The following is a 17,227-nucleotide window of genomic DNA, read 5'->3' on the forward strand; positions in this document are numbered from 1 at the left end:
CGCACTACCAGATACCGCTTCCGGGGAGCTCATTTCTCGCTGTTGTTCCACCGGAAGGTCATCAGGCACAGCACCAATCCGACCACACACCACACTCCCAGCACCAACGCGACCCGGCCCAGCTCCCACGACCCGTTCAGCTCCTGGCTCTCGGCGGACGCGGGCAGGAAGACGTACCGGAAGCCCTGCGCCATCCACCGCACCGGGAAGATCGACGCGACCGAGATCAGCCACTCCGGGAGCTGGCTCATCGGCTGGATGAACACGCCGGAGACGAACTGCAGCGCCACCACCGGCACGTTGAGGATGCCGCCGGCGTTGCGGGCGTTGCGGACCAGCGCGCTCACTGCGACGCCGAGCAGCGAACAGGCGATCACCGAGAGCAGGAAGATCCAGGTGAACGTGATCCAGTGATCGGCCGGCGGCAGTGGCATGTCGAAGACGAGCACGCCCATGAGGATCAGCAGCGCCGCTTCGGCGAGGCTGAGAACAAGAACCAGAAGAGCCTTACCCACCAGGTACGCCGAGACCGGCATCGGCGTTCCCCGGAGGCGCTTGAGCGTCCCGTCCTCCCGGTCCAGTGCGAGCCCGGAGCCCATGGTCACGAACGCGGTGTTCAGCACCCCGTACGCCACCATGCTGGCCGTGAAGACCTGGCTCGCGCTGACGCCACTGTCGGTGTAGTCGTCGCCGAAGATCGTGCCGAAGAGCAGCAGAAGCATCGCGGGAAACGCGAACGTGAAGATCAGCGCCGTCTTGTCCCGGACGAACTGCAGAAGTTCTACCTGTCCGCGGCTGACACTCATGGTGATGGTGCTCATCGGGTGGCTCCGATCAGGCTCAGGTAGATGTCTTCCAGGGTGGGGCGGCTGATCGTGAGCGTGGTCAGATCCGCGCCCGTCGCGACCAGCCGGCGGATCAGCTCGGTCGGGTCCTCGTGCTGCTCCTCGTGGAGCACGCCGTCCTCCCGCCAGCGGACCCGGGCCGCCGCCGCGGACCGCCCGCCCAGCGTGGCCGGGGTTCCCTCGGCGACGATCAGGCCGCCGGCCAGCACCACGAGACGGTCGGCGAGCGCCTCGGCCTCGTCGAGGTAGTGGGTGGTGAGCACGATCGTGGTGCCGTCGCCGGCCAGGTGCCGGATCAGATCCCAGAACTGCCGGCGGGCCTCCGGGTCGAACCCGGTGGTCGGCTCGTCGAGGAAGAGCAACTCGGGGCGGCCGACGATGCCGAGCGCCACGTCGACGCGGCGACGCTGACCACCGGAGAGGGTACGGATCTTGCTGTTCCGCTTGGCGGTGAGGCCGACCAGCTCGATCACCTCGTCGGCCGGCCGCGCGTCGGGGTAGAACCCGCCGAGGTGCCGGACCATCTCCCGCACGGTCAGGTCGGCGGCGTCGTCCGCGTCCTGCAGGACGATCCCGATCCGGCTGCGCCAGGCGGATCCCGCCTTGCCCGGGTCCTCGCCCAGCACCCGGACGTCCCCGCTGGTCCGCCGCCGGTGACCCTCCAGGATCTCCACTGTGGTGGTCTTGCCGGCGCCGTTCGGCCCGAGCAGAGCGAAGATCTCGCCGCGGGCCACGACCAGGTCGACGCCCGCGACCGCTTCCCGGTCCTTGTACGTCTTACGAAGCCCAGTTACTTCGATTGCTTCCATGCACTGATCGTGCCGTCCGGAGGCACCCCGGCGACACGACCACCCGGCCGTCATCGGCTGTCAACCGATCGATGGACAGAGCAATCCCTAGACAGAGCAACCCATGGACAGAGCAACCGGCGGAGCCGGACTCTTACTCCCAGCGGAAGTTGCGGGCGGCGGCCGTCAGCCAGACCACTGCCCACAGACCGAGGCTGAGCCAGATCGCGACAGGGACCGACGCGTCGTACAGCAGGGTGTCCCGCAACGCCTCCGCGTGCGCAGCCAGCGGCAGCAGGAACCAACCGGCCGCGCCCAGGTCGGGAGCGGCGAACATGATCCCGCCGACCGAGAGCATCAGCACGTAGATCAGCGTCGCGGCGCCGGTCGTCGTCTCCGGCTTGAGGACGCTGGCCAGCAGCAACGCGAGGCCGCTGTAACCGGCGGCGGCCAGCACGGTCACCGCGATCGCCGGCAGCAGCTGGTCACCGTGCGGACGCCAGCCGACCGCGAAGCCGACCGCCGCGAGCACCAGCACCTGCAGCACGATCTGGACCAGCACCGCGGCGGTCTTGGCGAGCAGCAGGCCGGGCCGGGTCAGCGGCGAGGCGCCGAGTCGTTTGAGAACGCCGTAACTCCGCTCGTACCCCGTGGTGATCGCCTGGCCGGTGAAGGCCGTGGACATCACGGTCAGCGCGAGCACACCGGGAACCACGAAACCGAGACGGTCATCGGTCGGCAGATTGGTCACCTCGAAGAGGCCCGCTCCGAGCAACACCAGCAGCGGTACGCCCATGGCCAGCACCACTGCTTCGCCGCGACGGGCGGTCAGCAGCAGTTCCATCCGGATCTGCTTGCCGATGATCGTCCGCATGGGTGCCCGGCCGGGCGCCGGCGTGAAGGTTCCGGCGCTCATTGCGACGCTCCAACGGGGTTAGCGGGGTTGTTGGCAGCAGGATTGTTGGCAGCGGGGTTGTTGCTTGCCGTGAGAGAGAGGTAGACGTCCTCGAGGGTCCGCCGGCGGCTGCTCACGGCGGTGACGTGCGCGTCCACGCCCGCGAACCAGCCCAGCACGTCGGCCAGCGCACGGGTGTCCAGCTCACCGGCGATCGCGTACTCCCCCGGCGAGCCCTCGGTCACCGTGCGCTGCCCCTCCGGGCAGGTCAGGGCCCGTAGCCCGGCCAGGTCGATGCCCGGGTCGGCGCGCACTTCCAGCAGGTCGATGCCGGCCGCCGCGGTCAGCTCGGCCGGTGTCCCGGTCGCCGCCACCCGCCCGGACCGCATGATCACCACGTCGTCGGCGAGGCGCTCGGCCTCGTCGAGCAGGTGGGTGGTGAGCAGGACCGAGACGCCGTCGGCCCGCAGCTCCTCGATCAGCTGCCAGGTGGTGTGCCGGGCCTCGGTGTCCATCCCGGCCGTCGGCTCGTCGAGGAAGACCAGCTCGGGACGGCCGACCAGGGCCACCGCGAGGCTGAGCCGCTGCTGCTCGCCGCCGGAGAGCCGCCGGAACCGGGTGCGCGCCACTTTCCGCAGGCCGAGCCGGTCCATCAGCATGCCGGTGTCGAGCGGGTTCGCCGCGAACGAGGCGAAGAGCTGGAGGATCTCGCCGGCCGCCGCCCACGGGTAGACGCCGCCGGACTGCAGCATGATCCCGAGCCGGGGCATGAGCGCGTCGTGGTCGCCGACCGGGTCCAGCCCGAGCACCCGGGCCCGGCCCGCGTCCGGCCGCCGGAATCCCTCGCAGACCTGCAGCAGGCTGGTCTTGCCCGCTCCGTTGTGGCCGAGCAGCGCCAGCACCCGCCCCCGGGGCACGCTCAGTGACACTCCGCCGACGGCCGTCGTCTCGCCGTAGCGCACCACGACATCGGAGATCTCGACCGCCGCGGCCCCGTCGCCACCCACCATTGAGCTCCCGCCCCATCAGGATTTTCTGGAATCGCCGCCCCCGCAACCTTACGGCGCGTCCCTGAAAAGACCCGGCACGGTGGTCCAGCAGGATGCAATGGCTCACGCCCATCATCCCCGACGGTAGGGTGCGCGCATGAGCAGCAGCCCCGTCTCCGTGGAGATCTACACCGACGGCGCCTGCGTGCCGAATCCCGGTCCGGGCGGCTGGGGCGCGGTCCTGCGGTACGGAAAGGCCGAGAAGGACCTCTGCGGCGGCGAGGCCAACCCGACGACCAACAACCGGATGGAGTTGATGGCGCCGATCCGCGCGCTGGAGACCCTGAACCGGGCGCCGCTCAGCGTGGACATCTACACCGACAGCGTGTACGTCCGGGACGGCATCACGAAGTGGGTGGCCCGCTGGCGGGCCAACGGCTGGCAGACCTCGGCCCGGCAGCCGGTGAAGAACGTCGACCTGTGGCAGCGCCTGGACGCCGCGGTCCGCCGGCACGAGGTCCGCTGGCACTGGGTGAAAGGCCACGCCGGGCACCCGGAGAACGAACGCGCCGACCGCCTGGCCGCCCGTGGCCTGCAGGAAGCAGTCGAAGCCGCGAAATCCTGAGCCGGGCGCGATATTGCAGCATGGCGCGATATCGCAGCATTGACAGCGGCTAGGACTCGCGTGGCTGGGACCCGCGTGACTGGGACCCGCGCGGCTGGGACCCGCGCGGCTGGGACCCGCGTGGCCGTGGCACCTGGGCGCGAGCGACGCGATCCGGCGGCAGCCGATAGGTGGCCGCCCGAACCAGCTCGTCCGGAACCATGTGCCGCCCCTCGGACGACGCGGCGGCCGAGGCACTTCCGGCGCTCCCCGCTGAGGCGCTCCCCGCTGAGGCGCTCCCCGCTGAGGTGCTTCCCGTTGAGGCGCTCCCCGTTGAGGTGCTTCCCGTTGAGGCCCGCCCGGCAACGGTTCGCCCCACGGACCGCCCCGCCGCCGTCCGGGTCGCCATGCTGAACACGCTCCGCGTACCCGTCGCGTACCCCTCCCGATAGGCCGCGGCCCGATCCGCGCCGTGGCGGCGCCGCTGATGGACCCGCCCCGCGGTGTACCCGCAACAGGCCGTGAACGCGGCGAGCAGGACTAAGAGGATCAATAGGTCGCCCGGAGCGGTCATGCCACGATTGTGACGATGTGGATAGACCGCGAGCTATGGCCCGTTTGACCTACCCCGAACGAATTAGCTCACAGGCTCAACCCGTGACACCCACCTGGAAAGCGACATTTTGCCTGGCGGACGCCCTGGATTGTGATCTCTACTGCAGGGTAACCAGGGGCTCTACGACATCCGCCGAGGTCACATTCCGGATGGCCACTCTGCGGGCGACTGCCACGATAGGTCATGAGTTGACACTTTTGCCCGCCGAGCGGCACGGTACTCCCAGTTGTCCACAAGACAACGGTGAACTTGGATGATTGGGGTTGGCATGCGCTCCACTCGCCGTTCCCTGGCGGCCCGGCTCACGGCGGCCGGGGCGGGGCTCGTCCTGCTGCTGACGGCTGCCGCCTGCAGCGCCGGCGACGACACCGACGCCGCCACGGTGGAGGTCTTCACCTGGTGGGCCGAGGGCGGCGAGAAGGCCGGTCTGGACGCCCTGGTCAGCCGCTTCACCGCGGACTGCCCCGGCCAGCAGTTCACCGACGGCGTGGTGGCCGGCGGCGCCGGCATCAACGCGAAACAGGTGCTCACCGCCCGCCTGGCGCAGGACGACCCGCCGGACACGTTCCAGGTGCACGCCGGCGCCGAGCTCACCGACCACATCGACGCCGGTCAGGTGCAGGATCTGACCGCGGAGTACGACGCCTGGGGCCTGCGCCAGGCTCTGCCCGAGGGCCTGGTCGACGATCTGACGGTCAACGGCAAGATCTATTCGGTTCCGGCGAACGTCCACCGCGCCAACGTGGTCTGGACCAATCCGCAGGTGCTCTCCGGCGCCGGCATCCACACCACCCCGAAGACGATCACCGCGTTCCTGCGCGACCTGGAGAAGCTGCGCAAGTCGGGCATCGAGTCACCGCTCGCGCTCGGTCGCGACTGGACCCAGCTGATGCTGCTGGAGGCGGTGCTGATCAGCAAGCTGGGCGCGGAGAAGTTCTCCGGCCTGTTCACCGGCGAGACCAGCTGGAGCAGCAGCGCGGTCTCGACCGGGATCCGCGACTTCGGCAAGCTGGTGAGCTACAGCAATGCCGACCGCGACGCGATGGACTGGCCGGACGCTGAGCGGCTGCTGATCGACGGCAAGGCCGGTTATCAGGTGATGGGCGACTGGGAGGCAGCCGACCTGGAGGCCAAGGGCTTCAAGGCGTACGACTGGTTCACCTTCCCGGGCAACGGCGAGGTCTTCCAGTGGCTGGCCGACTCGTTCGTGCTGGCCGAGGGCGCGCCCAACCCCGAGGGCACGAAATGCTGGCTCAAGACGGTCGCGTCGGCCGAGGGCCAGGGCGCGTTCAACGCCGCCAAGGGCTCGATCCCGGCCCGCACCGACGCGATCACCCCGGCCGGAACCGTGCTCTCCTCCTACCAGCAGTCCGCCATGGAGGACTGGAGGACGGCGACGCCGGTGCCGTCGTGCGCGCACGGCTCGGCCTGCTCCCAGGCCTGGCAGAACGCGGTGAACAACGCGCTCAGCGCCTACTCCACCACCCAGAGGAGCACCACCGCGCTCCACCAGGACCTCATCGCGGCCGCGAACCAGTTCATCAAGCAGGAGTAGGAGTAACCCGGTCGGATCCGGGCGGACGGCGAGCCGCCCGGATTTCCGGCACGATGGGCGGATGGCGGAAAAACGCGGCACGAGCACCAGCAAAAAGGGTACGGGTGAAGAGCGCCACGGCGTGCCGCTGACCAACCTGGATCAGGAGCTGTTCCCCGGTGCCGGCGCCACCAAGCGGAACCTCGTGGACTACCTGGACGTGATGTCCAGCCGCATGATCCCGGTCCTCCGCGACCGCCCGCTGTCGGTGATCCGCGTCCTGCCCAAACACGGCCGCCAGACCAAGCCGGATGAACAGACCAAACCGGGTGAGCAGAGCAAGCCGGATGAACAGACCAAGCCGGATGAACAGACCAAGCCGGATGGTCGGGACACCTTCATGCAGAAGAACCTGCCCAAATACACCCCCGAGTGGGTCCCGCGAACCAGCATCTGGGCGGACGCCTCCCACCGCGAGGTCGTCTACGCGCTCGGCAACGACCGCCGTACCCTGATCTGGTTCGGCAACCAGCGCGCGGTGGAGTACCACCCCGGCCTCACCCTCGCCGGCTCGCACCACCCCACCCACCTGATCATGGATCTGGACCCGCCGGACGACCACGAGTCCCCGATCACCGGCTTCCGGCTCGCGGTGCAGGCCGCCAGGCTGGTGCGCCAGGTGCTCGCCGACGCGGGCATGACCGGAGCGGTGAAGACGTCCGGCTCCAAGGGCGTGCACGTCTTCGTGCCCCTCGCGCCGGAGACCGCGCCGGACGACGTGGCAGCCGCCCAGCGAGCCGTCGCGGCCCGCGCCGAACGACTCGATCCCGAGCTCGCCACCACGGCGTTCATCCGCGAGGACCGGCACGGCAAGGTCTTCCTGGACGCCACCCGGGCCGGCGGCGCGACGGTGGCGGCCGCCTACAGCCCCCGCATCCGGCCCGGCGTGCCGGTGTCCTTCCCGGTCGGCTGGGCGGACCTGGACGACGTGTCGCCCGGCGACTTCACCCTGCACACCGTGCCCGCCCTGCTCGGCGACCGTGATCCGTGGGCCGAGGCGCTGCCGGCGCCGCAGCCGCTGGAGAAGAGCCTGATCGACGAGGGCCACACCATCCCGGTGGCCCGAGTGCAGGCCATGCACGAGGGAAAACGCCGAGCCCGCGCCAAACGCGAGGCCGAGGGCTGAGCCCTCAGATGAGGGCGCTCCAGAACGGGGCGGTGGGGCGGACCCGCCGGGCCGCCGGCTCGCCGATGGCGAACTCGCGGTTCAGCCAGTCGCACAGGTCGGCGCCGTAGACGACCACGTCGGTCTGGTAGATGGAGAGCACCGGATGCCCGGCTATCACGGCCGGCAGGTACCGGTGCGCGTAGAGCGGGATCATCCGGGGCGCGATCAGCAGGCCGGCGCGGGCCGTGGCGAGGCGGTCACCGAAGGCGGGACCCCACCCCTCGTACCAGAAATCGTTCTCGGCCACGTCGAAGAGGACGCCCTCGACCGGGGCGGCCAGGGCGGCGCGCAGCCCGGCGCGGTCGGGTGACCGCCAGTCCGGCCAGCCGACGCCGGTGGGGACGCCGGCGGCGAGGAACTCGCGGTGGTCGGGCGCGAACGTGAAGCCGAACTCGCGCTCGATATCGGAGATTTCCGTTTCGGACAGTCCGGGCGCGATGGTGAAGCGGCCGGAGGCGGCGAGCAGTTCCGCGGCGGTCACTCCGCTACCTTAGCCAAGAAGGGACATACATCGAATGGTGTAGCCCGTACGCGGGAGGAGCAGACCCCGGTGACAGCCGCAGGACGACGCGCTGACCAGCCCGGCGGCCCTAGCGTCCCGGACATGTTGACGAAGAACTTCACCTATGTGGCGGCCGCGCTGACACTGGTCGGCGTCCCCGCCGGGATCGCCGTCACCGGCGGCGACATGCACCTCAGTGGCGACGTGAATCTCAGCGGCGATGTCACCCGGGGCGGCGGCCTCGAGAACGCGATCTTCGCGGGGACGCTCGCCTGCTGGCTGGCCCTGTTCGCGCTCGGGCTGCGGCGCTGGCCCCGGGGCATCCTGATCCTCTCCCTCTGCGGCGTCTTCGCGATGCGCGGCGCCCTGCTGGTCCACAGCGGCGCGGTCTGGCCGGTCACCGCCGCCCTGGTCGCGGTGGTGCTCGCCGGGCACCTGCGGTTCGCGGCGGTCACCGGTTCGGTGGCGGTGGTCTGGTTCGCGCTCTGGGACGCGACGGCCGGTCAGCGCTCCGCCGACTGGGTGCTCGGCAGCCTGGGCGGGGAGGCCCTCTGGCTGGCTGCGGTGCTGGCGGGCGTCACCGCGTACCGGAACTCGGTGCGCTGGCGCCACGAGGTCGCCCACCGGATCGCTCAGGACGAGTCGCAGCGGGAGATCGACGCTCGCCGCAGGCGGGCGGAGGAGCGCGTGGAGATCGCCCGTGACCTGCACGACGTGGTCTCGCACACCCTCGCTGTGGTGGGGGTGCACCTGAACGTGGCGCTGGATGCGTTCGACGCCGAGCCGGAGGAGGCGCGGGCCTCGATGAAACTCGCCCAAGAGGTGCGCAACCGGGCGATGACCGATCTGAAGTCGCTGGTCGGCGTGCTGCGCGAGGGCGAGGTGCCGGCGCTGGAGAGCCTGGAAGGGCTGGCCGATCAGGTCCGTGCCGCAGGGCTGAAGGTGTCGGTGACCGAGTTCGGCGATCCGGCGGACGTCCCGGCGCCGGTCGCGACCGCGGTCTACCGGGTGGTGCAGGAGTCACTGACCAACACGGTCCGGCACGCCGGAGCGACACGAGTCGTGGTGACGCTGCGCTACTCGCCGACGCGGGTGGTGGTGGATGTCCAGGACGACGGGTCGGGTGGGGACGGCTCGATCGTCGACGGGCACGGCATCGCCGGGATGCGGGAGCGGGTGGCCGCGCTGGGCGGCGCGCTCACGGCAGGTCCGGGCAAGACCGGATTCACGGTACGGGCCGGCATCCCCATCCTGGCGGACTGATGACGATCACGGTTCTCCTCGCCGACGACCAGCACCTGGTCCGGGCCGGTTTCCGCAGTCTGCTGCGCCGCGGACGGGACATCGACGTCGTCGGCGAGGCGTCCACCGGCGACGAGGCGGTACGCGCGGCCCGTACCCTCAAGCCCGATGTCGTTCTGATGGACATCCGGATGCCCGGCATGGACGGGATCGCGGCGACCCGGACGCTGCTCCGGGACCTACCGGACTGCAAGGTCATCATTCTGACCACGTTCGAGACCGATGAGTACGTCTTCTCCGCGCTCGCTGCCGGGGCCAGCGGTTTCCTGACCAAGGAGATCGACCCGGACGGCCTGCGCAACGCGGTGCGCGTGGTCGCCGCCGGGGACGCGCTGCTCTCCCCCAGCGTCACCCGCCGGGTGGTCGGCCAGTTCGCGCACCGTCCGGTCCCGGCGGCCGGCATGCCCGGTGGAGAGCCACCCGGCGGGGACCGGCTCGCCGTGCTGACCGACCGCGAGCGTGAGGTGGTCCGGCTGGTCGCCACCGGGCTCTCCAACGTCGAGATCGCCGCTCAGCTGGTGATCAGCCCGCTGACCGCGAAGACCCACGTCACCCGGGCGATCGCCAAGCTCGGCGTCCGGGACCGGGTGCAGCTGGTGATCGTGGCGTTCGAGGACGGGCTGATCTGATCGGCATTTCTCTCAGACGGGGTCTCTGCTGCCCGATACGCCGGATGACCACCCCACTCACGGTGGCGAACCGGAGGCTCCGATGGCACTCAGCTCCGACGCAGGGCGCCGATGGGCGCGCGTCTGCGCCCTGATCGTGGCGCTCCTCGCCCTGGTCGTCGTGCTGCTGGCGGCCGGCGACCCGGGCAGCGACCGGATCGTGGCGCTCACCGCGCTGCCGCTGGCCGCCGCCGCGGCGGCCGCGGCCTGCCTGTGGCGGTCCCGCCGGTTCACCGGGCGCTCCCGCTGGGGCTGGGCCACCCTCGCCGCCGGCCTGCTCTGCTGGGGCGGCGGTCAGTTCCGGTTCCTGCTGAACACGGGCCCGACGATCGAGGCCGGGCCGGTCACCCCGAGTCTCACGCTGATCGCGATGGCGGTGCTGGTGCCGGCCGGTCTGCTGATCCTGCCGAGCAGCTCGCAGCCGCTCGCGAACCGGATCCGCAGCGTGCTCGACGGCCTCATGATCGCCGCTTCGCTCGTCCTGGTCGCCTGGGTCTTCGTCTCCGGGCTGATCACGGACGCTCAGGTGGGGCTGTCGTTCTACATCACGCTGCTCTACCCGCTCGGCGACATCGTGATCGCCACGATGGCCGCCTACATGCTGCCGCAGCAGCGCCGCCGCAACGGCTGCGGCGCCGACCTGGCCTTCTTCGGCGCCGGCATGCTGGCTTTCGCGATCTCCGACATCGGGTACGCCTACCTGGGGCTGGTGCACGACGACGGTGTGGGACGGCTGCTCGACCTGGGCTGGCTCGCCGGTTACGGGCTGATCGTCGCCGGCGCGCTGCGTCCCCGGGTGCCCGCGGTCAAGCCGATCGACCTGCCGGGCGGCGTCCGCAGCGGCGCGGTACTCCTGCCCTACCTCGCGGTGCTGGCCGCGCTCGCCTCCAGCGTGCTGTTCCACATCTCGACCGGCCACAGCCACCCGTTCGTCGCGTACACCCGGTCGTTCCTGATCCTGCTGATCGTCGGCCGGCAGCTGCTCACCCAGCTGGAGAACCGCGACCTGACCCGTCACCTGGAGCAGCGCGTCACGGACCGGACGGCCGAGCTCTACGCCCGGGAGCAGCAGTTCCACGCGCTGGTCCAGCAGAGCTCCGACGTGGTGACGGTGGTCAGCCCGGAAGCCGACGTGATCTACCAGAGCGAGTCGGTCCAGCGGATCTTCGGATACTCGCCCCGGTTCCTCACCGGCCGGCGGCTCACCCAGCTGCTCGACCCGGAGTCAGCGATGCGGCTGGCCCAGGCGCTGCGGCAGGTCAGCGGGCGGCCGCACGCGGCCACCGTCCTGGAGCTGACCGTGCGGCACCGGGACGGGCGCACCCGTCAGGCCGAGATGACGATCACGAATCTGCTGGACGATCCGCACGTACGCGGCCTGGTGCTGAACACCCGGGACATCAGCGAGCGGATGGAGCTGCAGGAACAGCTCGTGCACGAGGCGTACCACGACTCGCTCACCCAGCTGGCGAACCGGGCCCTGTTCCGCGACCGTGCCGCGGCCGCTCTCTCGGTGTCCGACGCCGTGACGGTGCTCTACCTCGACCTCGACGGGTTCAAGCGGGTCAACGACAGCCTCGGCCACCTGGCCGGCGACCAGCTGCTGGTGCAGGTCGCCGACCGGATCCGGTCCTGCGTGCGGGACACCGACGTGGTGGCCCGGTTCGGCGCGGACGAGTTCGGGGTGCTGCTCGACGAGGACGGGTCGGAGGCGGTGGCCCGGCGGATCCTGAGCGACCTGGAGGCGCCGATCGTGGCGGGCGAGCGGCAGATCCACGTGCGCGCCAGCATCGGCCTGGCGAACGCCTCCTCCATCACTGATCCCTCGGACTCCGCCTCGGACTCCGCCTCCGGCTCCGGCTCCGGCTCGGGCTTCGGGGAGCGCGCCGAGCAGCTGATGCGCAACGCCGACCTCGCCATGCACCACGCCAAGGCGGCAGGTGGCGGCGTCTACGCCGGGTACCGCCCGCAGATGCGTGACGGCTTGATCGAGCGGCTCGAGCTCGAGTCCGACCTGCGCGGCGCCCTGGAACGCGGCGAGCTGCGCCTGCACTACCAGCCCACGGTCGACCTGGCCACCCACGAGGTGGTCGGCTTCGAGGCGCTGGTCCGCTGGCCGCACCCCACCCGCGGCATGATCAACCCGCTGGACTTCATCCCGATCGCCGAGGCCACCGGCCTGATCGTGCCGCTCGGCCGCTGGGTCCTGCACGAGGCCTGCCGGCAGGCCGTCGAGTGGAGCCGGGCCGCCGGCGGGCGTCCCCTGAAGATGTCCGTCAACGTCTCGGTACGCCAGTTCGACCAGCCCGACCTCGCCGAGACCGTGGCCGCCGTGCTGGCCGACACCGGCATGGCGGCCGACCTGCTCTGCCTGGAGATGACCGAGAGCGTCCTGATGACCGACACCGAGGCGAACCTGGAGCAGCTGGTCCGGCTCAAGGCCCTCGGGCTCACCCTGGCGATCGACGACTTCGGCACCGGGTACTCGTCGCTCGCGTACCTGCGCCGTTTCCCGGTCGACACCCTGAAGATCGACCGCTCGTTCGTCGAACGCCTCGGCGTCCTGGCCGACGACACGGCGCTGACCGACACGATCGTGCGGCTCGGCAAGAGCCTGGGCATGGCGACCGTCGCCGAGGGCATCGAGGAGTTCGGCCAGCTGGCAGCGTTGCGGGAGATGGGTTGCTCGTACGCGCAGGGCTACTACTTCTCCCGCCCGGTCCCCGCCGCTGAGGCCGGCCGGCTCTTCATGGAGGGCGCACCGGTGTGACGCGCGGGTCCCGTACCGCAGGATAGGTTGCGAGGCATGCTGATCAGTTTCGGATGTCCGGTCTCCGGCGCCTGGGCCCGGCCGGAGACGATCACCACGATCGCCCGCCGTGCTGAGGAGCTCGGCTACTCCGGTCTGTGGGCGTTCCAGCGGCTGCTCGTCGGCCAGGACCAGGACCTCGCACCGGTCTATCGCAGCGTGCTCGACCCGACCGTGGCGCTGACCTGGGCGGCGGCCGCGACCACCCGGATCCGCCTCGGCGTCTCGGTGATCAACCTGCCGTACCTGTCGCCGGCCTACCTCGCGAAGCAGGTGAGCACCCTCGACCTGCTCTCCGGCGGACGCTTCGACCTGGGCCTGGGCACCGGCTGGTCGGAGCCGGAGTTCGTGGCGACCGGCTCGAACCCGAACCCGCGCGGCCGCCGGGTCGAGGAGTACCTGACGGTCCTGCACACCCTCTTCGCCGGTGGCACGTCGTCGTACTCCGGCAGCCTCTACGAGATCCCGCCGAGCGAGATGGCGCCGCGACCGGCTCAGCCCGGCGGTCCGCCGATCCTGCTCGGCGGCACCGCGGACGTCGCGCTGCGGCGGGCCGGCCGGATCGCCCTCGGCTGGGTGAGCAGCAGCCGGGCCGGCATCGAGGACATCGCGCGGGGCGCGCGCATCGTCCGGGCGGCGGCCGAGGAGACCGGAAAAGACCCTTCCCGGGTACGCATCGTCGTGCGCGGCGTCCTGCACTCGGGTCCCCTGTCCGGCACGTGGGCGCAGATCCGTGAAGGCGCGCAGCAGTACGCGGAGGCCGGGGCGACCGAGCTCTTCTACGACCCGAACTGGGATCCCCGCATCGGCGGGCCGGACGCGGACCCGAAAGCCGCCGCCGAGCTGGCCGAAGAGATCCTCACCGAACTCGCCCCGCGCTGACTCATTACCCTGTTGCGGTGGATCATCGACCTCCCAGTGTCTACCGCACCCGCTCGTGGACGAATCGTCGCCGGCTGCTGACCGCGCTCGGCGGCGTCGGCCTGGTGCTGGTCGGCTACGCGATCGGCCGCTGGCAGGACACCCCGGCCGATGTCGTCCCCGCGGTGGCTGTCGCCGCTTCGGCAGGCGCTCCCGCGTCGAGCACCGGCACCACGTCGAGTACTGGCACTGAGTCGAGCGCCGGCACCGAGTCGAGCACCGATGGCGCGTCGAGTGCCGCCGCGCCGACCACGGAAGCTGCGGAGGCGACCACGCCGGCACCGGTCGCCGTCGAGTACCCGGTGATGCAGGCCGAGTCGGCGACCGAGCTCGCCGGCATCCAGACGCAGGAGACCGAGGACGAGGGCGGCGGCCTGAACACCGCCTGGATCACCCGGGACGACCACCTGCGGTTCGACAACCTCGACTTCGGGCAGGTGGCGGCGACGAAGGCGCGGCTCCGGCTGTCGTCGGACTCGGGTGTCACCGGCCGGGTGCAGATCCGCCTCGACAGCAAGGACAACCCGCCGGTCGGCGAGGTCTCGGTGAGCAACACCGGTGGGTGGCAGCGGTGGCGCACCGATACCGCCGCGCTGCAGCCGATCACCGGGGTGCACACGGTTTTCGTGACGTTCACGGCGCCGGACGATAGCGAGTTCGTCAACGTGAACTGGCTGCAGTTCGCCCGATGAAAAAAAGGGCCGCGTGACGCGGCCCTTTTCTCGGCTGATCAGGTTCTCGGTTGATCAGGCTTTTCGGCTGATCAGGCGCTGACCAGCTCGATCTTGCGCGGCTTCTGCTCCAGGACCGGGATCCGCAGGGTCAGCACGCCGTTGTCGTGCCGGGCCTCCAGGCGGTCCACGTCGAGCTTCTCGGAGAGCTGGACCTGACGGGAGAAGTTTCCCATCGGGCGCTCCACGACGAGCAGCTGCACGTCCGAGCCACCGGAGTCCGATCCGGCCCGCTTGCGCTCGGCGCGGACGGTCAGCACCTTGCCGTCGACCGTGATGTCGATCGTGGCCGGGTCGATGCCGGGCAGGTCGATGTCGATGAAGAACGTGTCGTCACGCCGGTAGGCGTCCAGACGGGCACCGGACTCGCGGGTCGCGTAGACGCGGGCGGTGAGGCGCTCGAGGTCGCGCACGGTGGGTGTACTGAGCAACATGGGTGGCTCCTCAAGGCTTGAGCGTGGGTGACTCAACTTCTCTAACCGAGAATCTCGCCTCGGGATTCCCTCAAATTACTCAGCGGGAAGGGTCATCTCCAGCCATCGTGGCGGCCACCACGATTAGCACACGTGTACTAGTGTTTGGGTCGTGATCCTGCACGCCGACCTGGACTCCTTCTACGCGTCGGTCGAGCAGCGCGACGACCCCGCGCTGCGCGGCCGGCCCGTTCTCGTGGGCGGCGGCGTGGTGCTGGCGGCCAGCTACGAGGCGAAGGCGTTCGGCGTCCGCACACCGATGGCTCTGGGCCGCGCCCGGGCCCTCTGCCCGCAGGCGATCGTGGTTCCACCTCGCATGTCGGCCTATGCGGAGGCCAGCCGCCGGGTCTTCGAGATCTTCGACGACACCACCCCGATCGTCGAGCCGCTCTCCATCGACGAGGCGTTCCTCGACGTCGACGGTCTCCGCAGGATCCGGGGCGGCCCGGTGGAGATCGCGCAACGGCTGCGCGCCGACGTGCGCGAGCGGGCCGGGCTGCCGATCACGGTCGGCGTGGCCGGCACCAAGTTCCTGGCCAAGGTGGCGAGCGGCGCCGGCAAACCGGACGGGCTGCTGGTGGTGCCGCCCGGCGGGGAGCTCGCGTTCCTGCACCCGCTGCCGGTGGAGAAACTCTGGGGCGTCGGCCCGGTCACCGCCGGCAAGCTGCGCGAGCGGCAGATCCACACGGTCGGGCACGTGGCCCGGATCGGCGAGGCGGCCCTCGTGTCGATGCTCGGCGCCCACGCCGGGCGGCACCTGCACGCGCTCGCCCACAATCGCGATCCCCGCCGGGTCGACACCGGCCACCGCCGCGGCTCGATCGGGGCGCAGTGCGCGCTGGGCGCCGGTTCCCGGCGGGACGGCTCGCACAGCGAGGAGCACGTGGTGGCGACACTGGCGGCCCTCGTCGACCGGGTGACCCGCCGGATGCGCCGGGCGCACCGAGCCGGGCGGACCGTCACGCTGCGCCTGCGGTTCGCCGACTTCAGCCGGGCCACCCGGTCCCGCAGCCTGCTCAAGGCCACGATGGGGACCGAGGCCATCCTGCGTACGGCGGAGGGCCTGCTGCGCGAGGCCCGGCCGCTGATCGCCGAGCGCGGGCTCACTCTCGTCGGCGTCGCGGTCAGCAACCTGGACGGCGAGGGGAACGTGCAGCTGGAGCTGCCGTTCGACAGCGCCACCACAAACCCGGGCAGGCCGGGCTCGGCCAGGCCGGATCAGGGCAGGCCGGATCAGGGCAGGCCGGCTCAGGGCGGGCGGGGCTCGGACGGGCCGGACCCGGGCGGGCTGGACGCGGCGGTGGACCGGGTGCGCGACCGCTTCGGGGCCGGCTCGCTGCGCCGAGCCGCGATGATCGGGCGGAACCTCTCCCCCTCGGTCCCCCTCCTGAGCGACTGAGGCAGACTTCTTCCCCATGCGGAAGATCTACGTGATCGGGATCGGCGCCGGCGACCCGGACCATCTGACCCTCCAGGCGGCCAAGGCGATCGGCCGGACCAACGTGTTCTTCCTGATCGACAAGGGCGAGGCCAAGCAGAGCCTGGTCGACCTGCGCGAGCGGATCATCCGGGCCTACTCGCACCCGCACAAGCGGATCGTCGAGGGCCGCGATCCGGACCGCGACCGCACCCCGGCCGACTACACCGGCACGATCGCCGACTGGCGGCACCGGCGTTCCCAGGTCTTCGAGGAGCTGATCAGCGAGCACCTCCGGGAGGACGAGATCGGCGCGTTCCTGGTCTGGGGCGACCCGTCGCTCTACGACTCCACGATCGCGATCCTCGACGAGATCCTGGAGCGGGGCGAGGCCACCTTCGAGTACGAGGTGATCCCCGGCATCAGCAGCGTGTCCGCACTCGCAGCGAAGCACCGCGTCGGGCTGAACCGGGTCGGCCAGCCGTTCCAGATCACCACCGGCCGGCGGCTCGCCGAGGGCTGGCCCGAGGGCGTCGACGACGTGGTCGTGATGCTCGACGCGCAGCAGGCGTTCACCGCGCACCCCGAGGCGGAGATCTACTGGGGTGCCTACGTGAGCACCGAGGACGAGCTGCTCGCGTCCGGCCGGGTCGCCGACGTGGCGGAGGAGATCGTCAAGACCCGCGCCGAGGCCCGCGAGCGCCACGGCTGGATCATGGACACCTACCTGCTGCGCCGCCGCCCCACCACCGACGACTGACCCGAGCCGCGAAACCACCCTCAGCCGACACCACCCTCAGCCGACACCCTCAGCCGACACCGCCCCAGGCGCACCGCCGCCTCCGGCGGCATGGCTACCGCGACGGAGCTGGTGGCGATCGTGTTGTGGATCGCCACCAGCAACC

Annotated in this window: 16 protein-coding genes; 10 read left to right on the top strand and 6 right to left on the bottom strand. The window is 70.8% G+C overall.

What is annotated here, in order from left to right:
* Nucleotides 1-29: 29 nt before the first annotated feature.
* The 4 genes from AMIS_RS32600 to AMIS_RS32615 all read right to left on the bottom strand — a co-directional run bounded on the left by AMIS_RS32600 (nt 30) and on the right by AMIS_RS32615 (nt 3,538).
* Nucleotides 30-821, bottom strand: coding sequence for an ABC transporter permease (locus tag AMIS_RS32600; protein ID WP_014446724.1), 792 nt, complete (start codon nt 819-821; stop codon nt 30-32).
* Nucleotides 818-1,654 carry an ABC transporter ATP-binding protein gene (locus AMIS_RS32605; RefSeq protein ID WP_014446725.1) on the bottom strand — a complete coding sequence of 279 codons (837 nt, stop codon included), beginning with the start codon at nt 1,652-1,654 and terminating at the stop codon, nt 818-820. The genes AMIS_RS32600 and AMIS_RS32605 overlap by 4 nt, the downstream gene beginning before the upstream one ends.
* 133 nt (nt 1,655-1,787) lie before the next feature.
* Nucleotides 1,788-2,549, bottom strand: coding sequence for an ABC transporter permease (locus AMIS_RS32610; RefSeq protein ID WP_041830203.1), 762 nt, complete (start codon nt 2,547-2,549; stop codon nt 1,788-1,790).
* Nucleotides 2,546-3,538: an ABC transporter ATP-binding protein gene (locus AMIS_RS32615; RefSeq protein ID WP_014446727.1), complete on the bottom strand. Its 993-nt coding sequence runs from the start codon at nt 3,536-3,538 to the stop codon at nt 2,546-2,548. Before AMIS_RS32615 ends, AMIS_RS32610 begins: the two co-directional genes overlap by 4 nt.
* Before the next feature lie 136 nt (nt 3,539-3,674).
* Here AMIS_RS32615 and rnhA point away from each other — a divergent pair, with 136 nt between their 5' ends.
* The 3 genes from rnhA (at nt 3,675) to AMIS_RS32635 (ending at nt 7,457) form a co-directional block, all read left to right on the top strand.
* The gene (gene rnhA, locus AMIS_RS32620) at nt 3,675-4,142 is read left to right on the top strand and encodes a ribonuclease HI (protein WP_014446728.1); all 468 of its coding nucleotides are present in this window, start codon (nt 3,675-3,677) and stop codon (nt 4,140-4,142) included.
* Nucleotides 4,143-5,005: 863 nt separating this feature from the next.
* Nucleotides 5,006-6,292, top strand: coding sequence for an ABC transporter substrate-binding protein (locus tag AMIS_RS32630; RefSeq protein WP_051042225.1), 1,287 nt, complete (start codon nt 5,006-5,008; stop codon nt 6,290-6,292).
* 61 nt (nt 6,293-6,353) lie between these two features.
* On the top strand, nt 6,354-7,457 hold the full coding sequence (locus AMIS_RS32635; RefSeq protein WP_014446730.1) for a DNA polymerase domain-containing protein: 1,104 nt from the start codon (nt 6,354-6,356) through the stop codon (nt 7,455-7,457).
* A gap of 4 nt (nt 7,458-7,461) precedes the next feature.
* Here the strand turns inward: AMIS_RS32635 and AMIS_RS32640 are convergent, their stop codons facing one another.
* Nucleotides 7,462-7,980 (bottom strand): hypothetical protein, encoded by a 519-nt coding sequence (locus AMIS_RS32640; RefSeq protein WP_014446731.1) that lies wholly within the window; start codon nt 7,978-7,980, stop codon nt 7,462-7,464.
* Between the two features lie 123 nt (nt 7,981-8,103).
* Between AMIS_RS32640 and AMIS_RS32645 the strand changes: the two genes are divergently transcribed.
* From AMIS_RS32645 to AMIS_RS32665, 5 genes are all read left to right on the top strand, one after another.
* Complete coding sequence (locus AMIS_RS32645; RefSeq protein ID WP_014446732.1) at nt 8,104-9,264, top strand: sensor histidine kinase; 1,161 nt, start codon at nt 8,104-8,106, stop codon at nt 9,262-9,264.
* Nucleotides 9,264-9,932, top strand: a complete 669-nt coding sequence (locus AMIS_RS32650) for a response regulator transcription factor (protein WP_014446733.1) — start codon at nt 9,264-9,266, stop codon at nt 9,930-9,932. The genes AMIS_RS32645 and AMIS_RS32650 overlap by 1 nt, the downstream gene beginning before the upstream one ends.
* Before the next feature lie 82 nt (nt 9,933-10,014).
* Nucleotides 10,015-12,741, top strand: a complete 2,727-nt coding sequence (locus AMIS_RS32655; protein WP_014446734.1) for a putative bifunctional diguanylate cyclase/phosphodiesterase — start codon at nt 10,015-10,017, stop codon at nt 12,739-12,741.
* A gap of 36 nt (nt 12,742-12,777) precedes the next feature.
* Entirely contained in the window at nt 12,778-13,662 is an 885-nt protein-coding gene (locus AMIS_RS32660) for a TIGR03619 family F420-dependent LLM class oxidoreductase (protein ID WP_014446735.1), read from the top strand.
* Between the two features lie 17 nt (nt 13,663-13,679).
* Nucleotides 13,680-14,393 (top strand): carbohydrate-binding protein, encoded by a 714-nt coding sequence (locus AMIS_RS32665; RefSeq protein ID WP_014446736.1) that lies wholly within the window; start codon nt 13,680-13,682, stop codon nt 14,391-14,393.
* 71 nt (nt 14,394-14,464) lie between these two features.
* Here the strand turns inward: AMIS_RS32665 and AMIS_RS32670 are convergent, their stop codons facing one another.
* Nucleotides 14,465-14,866, bottom strand: a complete 402-nt coding sequence (locus tag AMIS_RS32670; protein WP_014446737.1) for an Hsp20/alpha crystallin family protein — start codon at nt 14,864-14,866, stop codon at nt 14,465-14,467.
* 151 nt (nt 14,867-15,017) lie between these two features.
* On the opposite strand from AMIS_RS32670, the gene dinB reads away from it, so the two are divergent.
* Together dinB and cobF are read left to right on the top strand one after the other, a co-directional pair.
* Nucleotides 15,018-16,304, top strand: coding sequence for a DNA polymerase IV (dinB, locus tag AMIS_RS32675; RefSeq protein WP_014446738.1), 1,287 nt, complete (start codon nt 15,018-15,020; stop codon nt 16,302-16,304).
* Between the two features lie 16 nt (nt 16,305-16,320).
* Entirely contained in the window at nt 16,321-17,082 is a 762-nt protein-coding gene (gene cobF, locus AMIS_RS32680) for a precorrin-6A synthase (deacetylating) (RefSeq protein ID WP_014446739.1), read from the top strand.
* Nucleotides 17,083-17,227 lie beyond the last annotated feature (145 nt).

Origin of the sequence: Actinoplanes missouriensis 431, assembly GCF_000284295.1 — a bacterium.
In the GTDB taxonomy this organism is placed as follows: domain Bacteria; phylum Actinomycetota; class Actinomycetes; order Mycobacteriales; family Micromonosporaceae; genus Actinoplanes; species Actinoplanes missouriensis.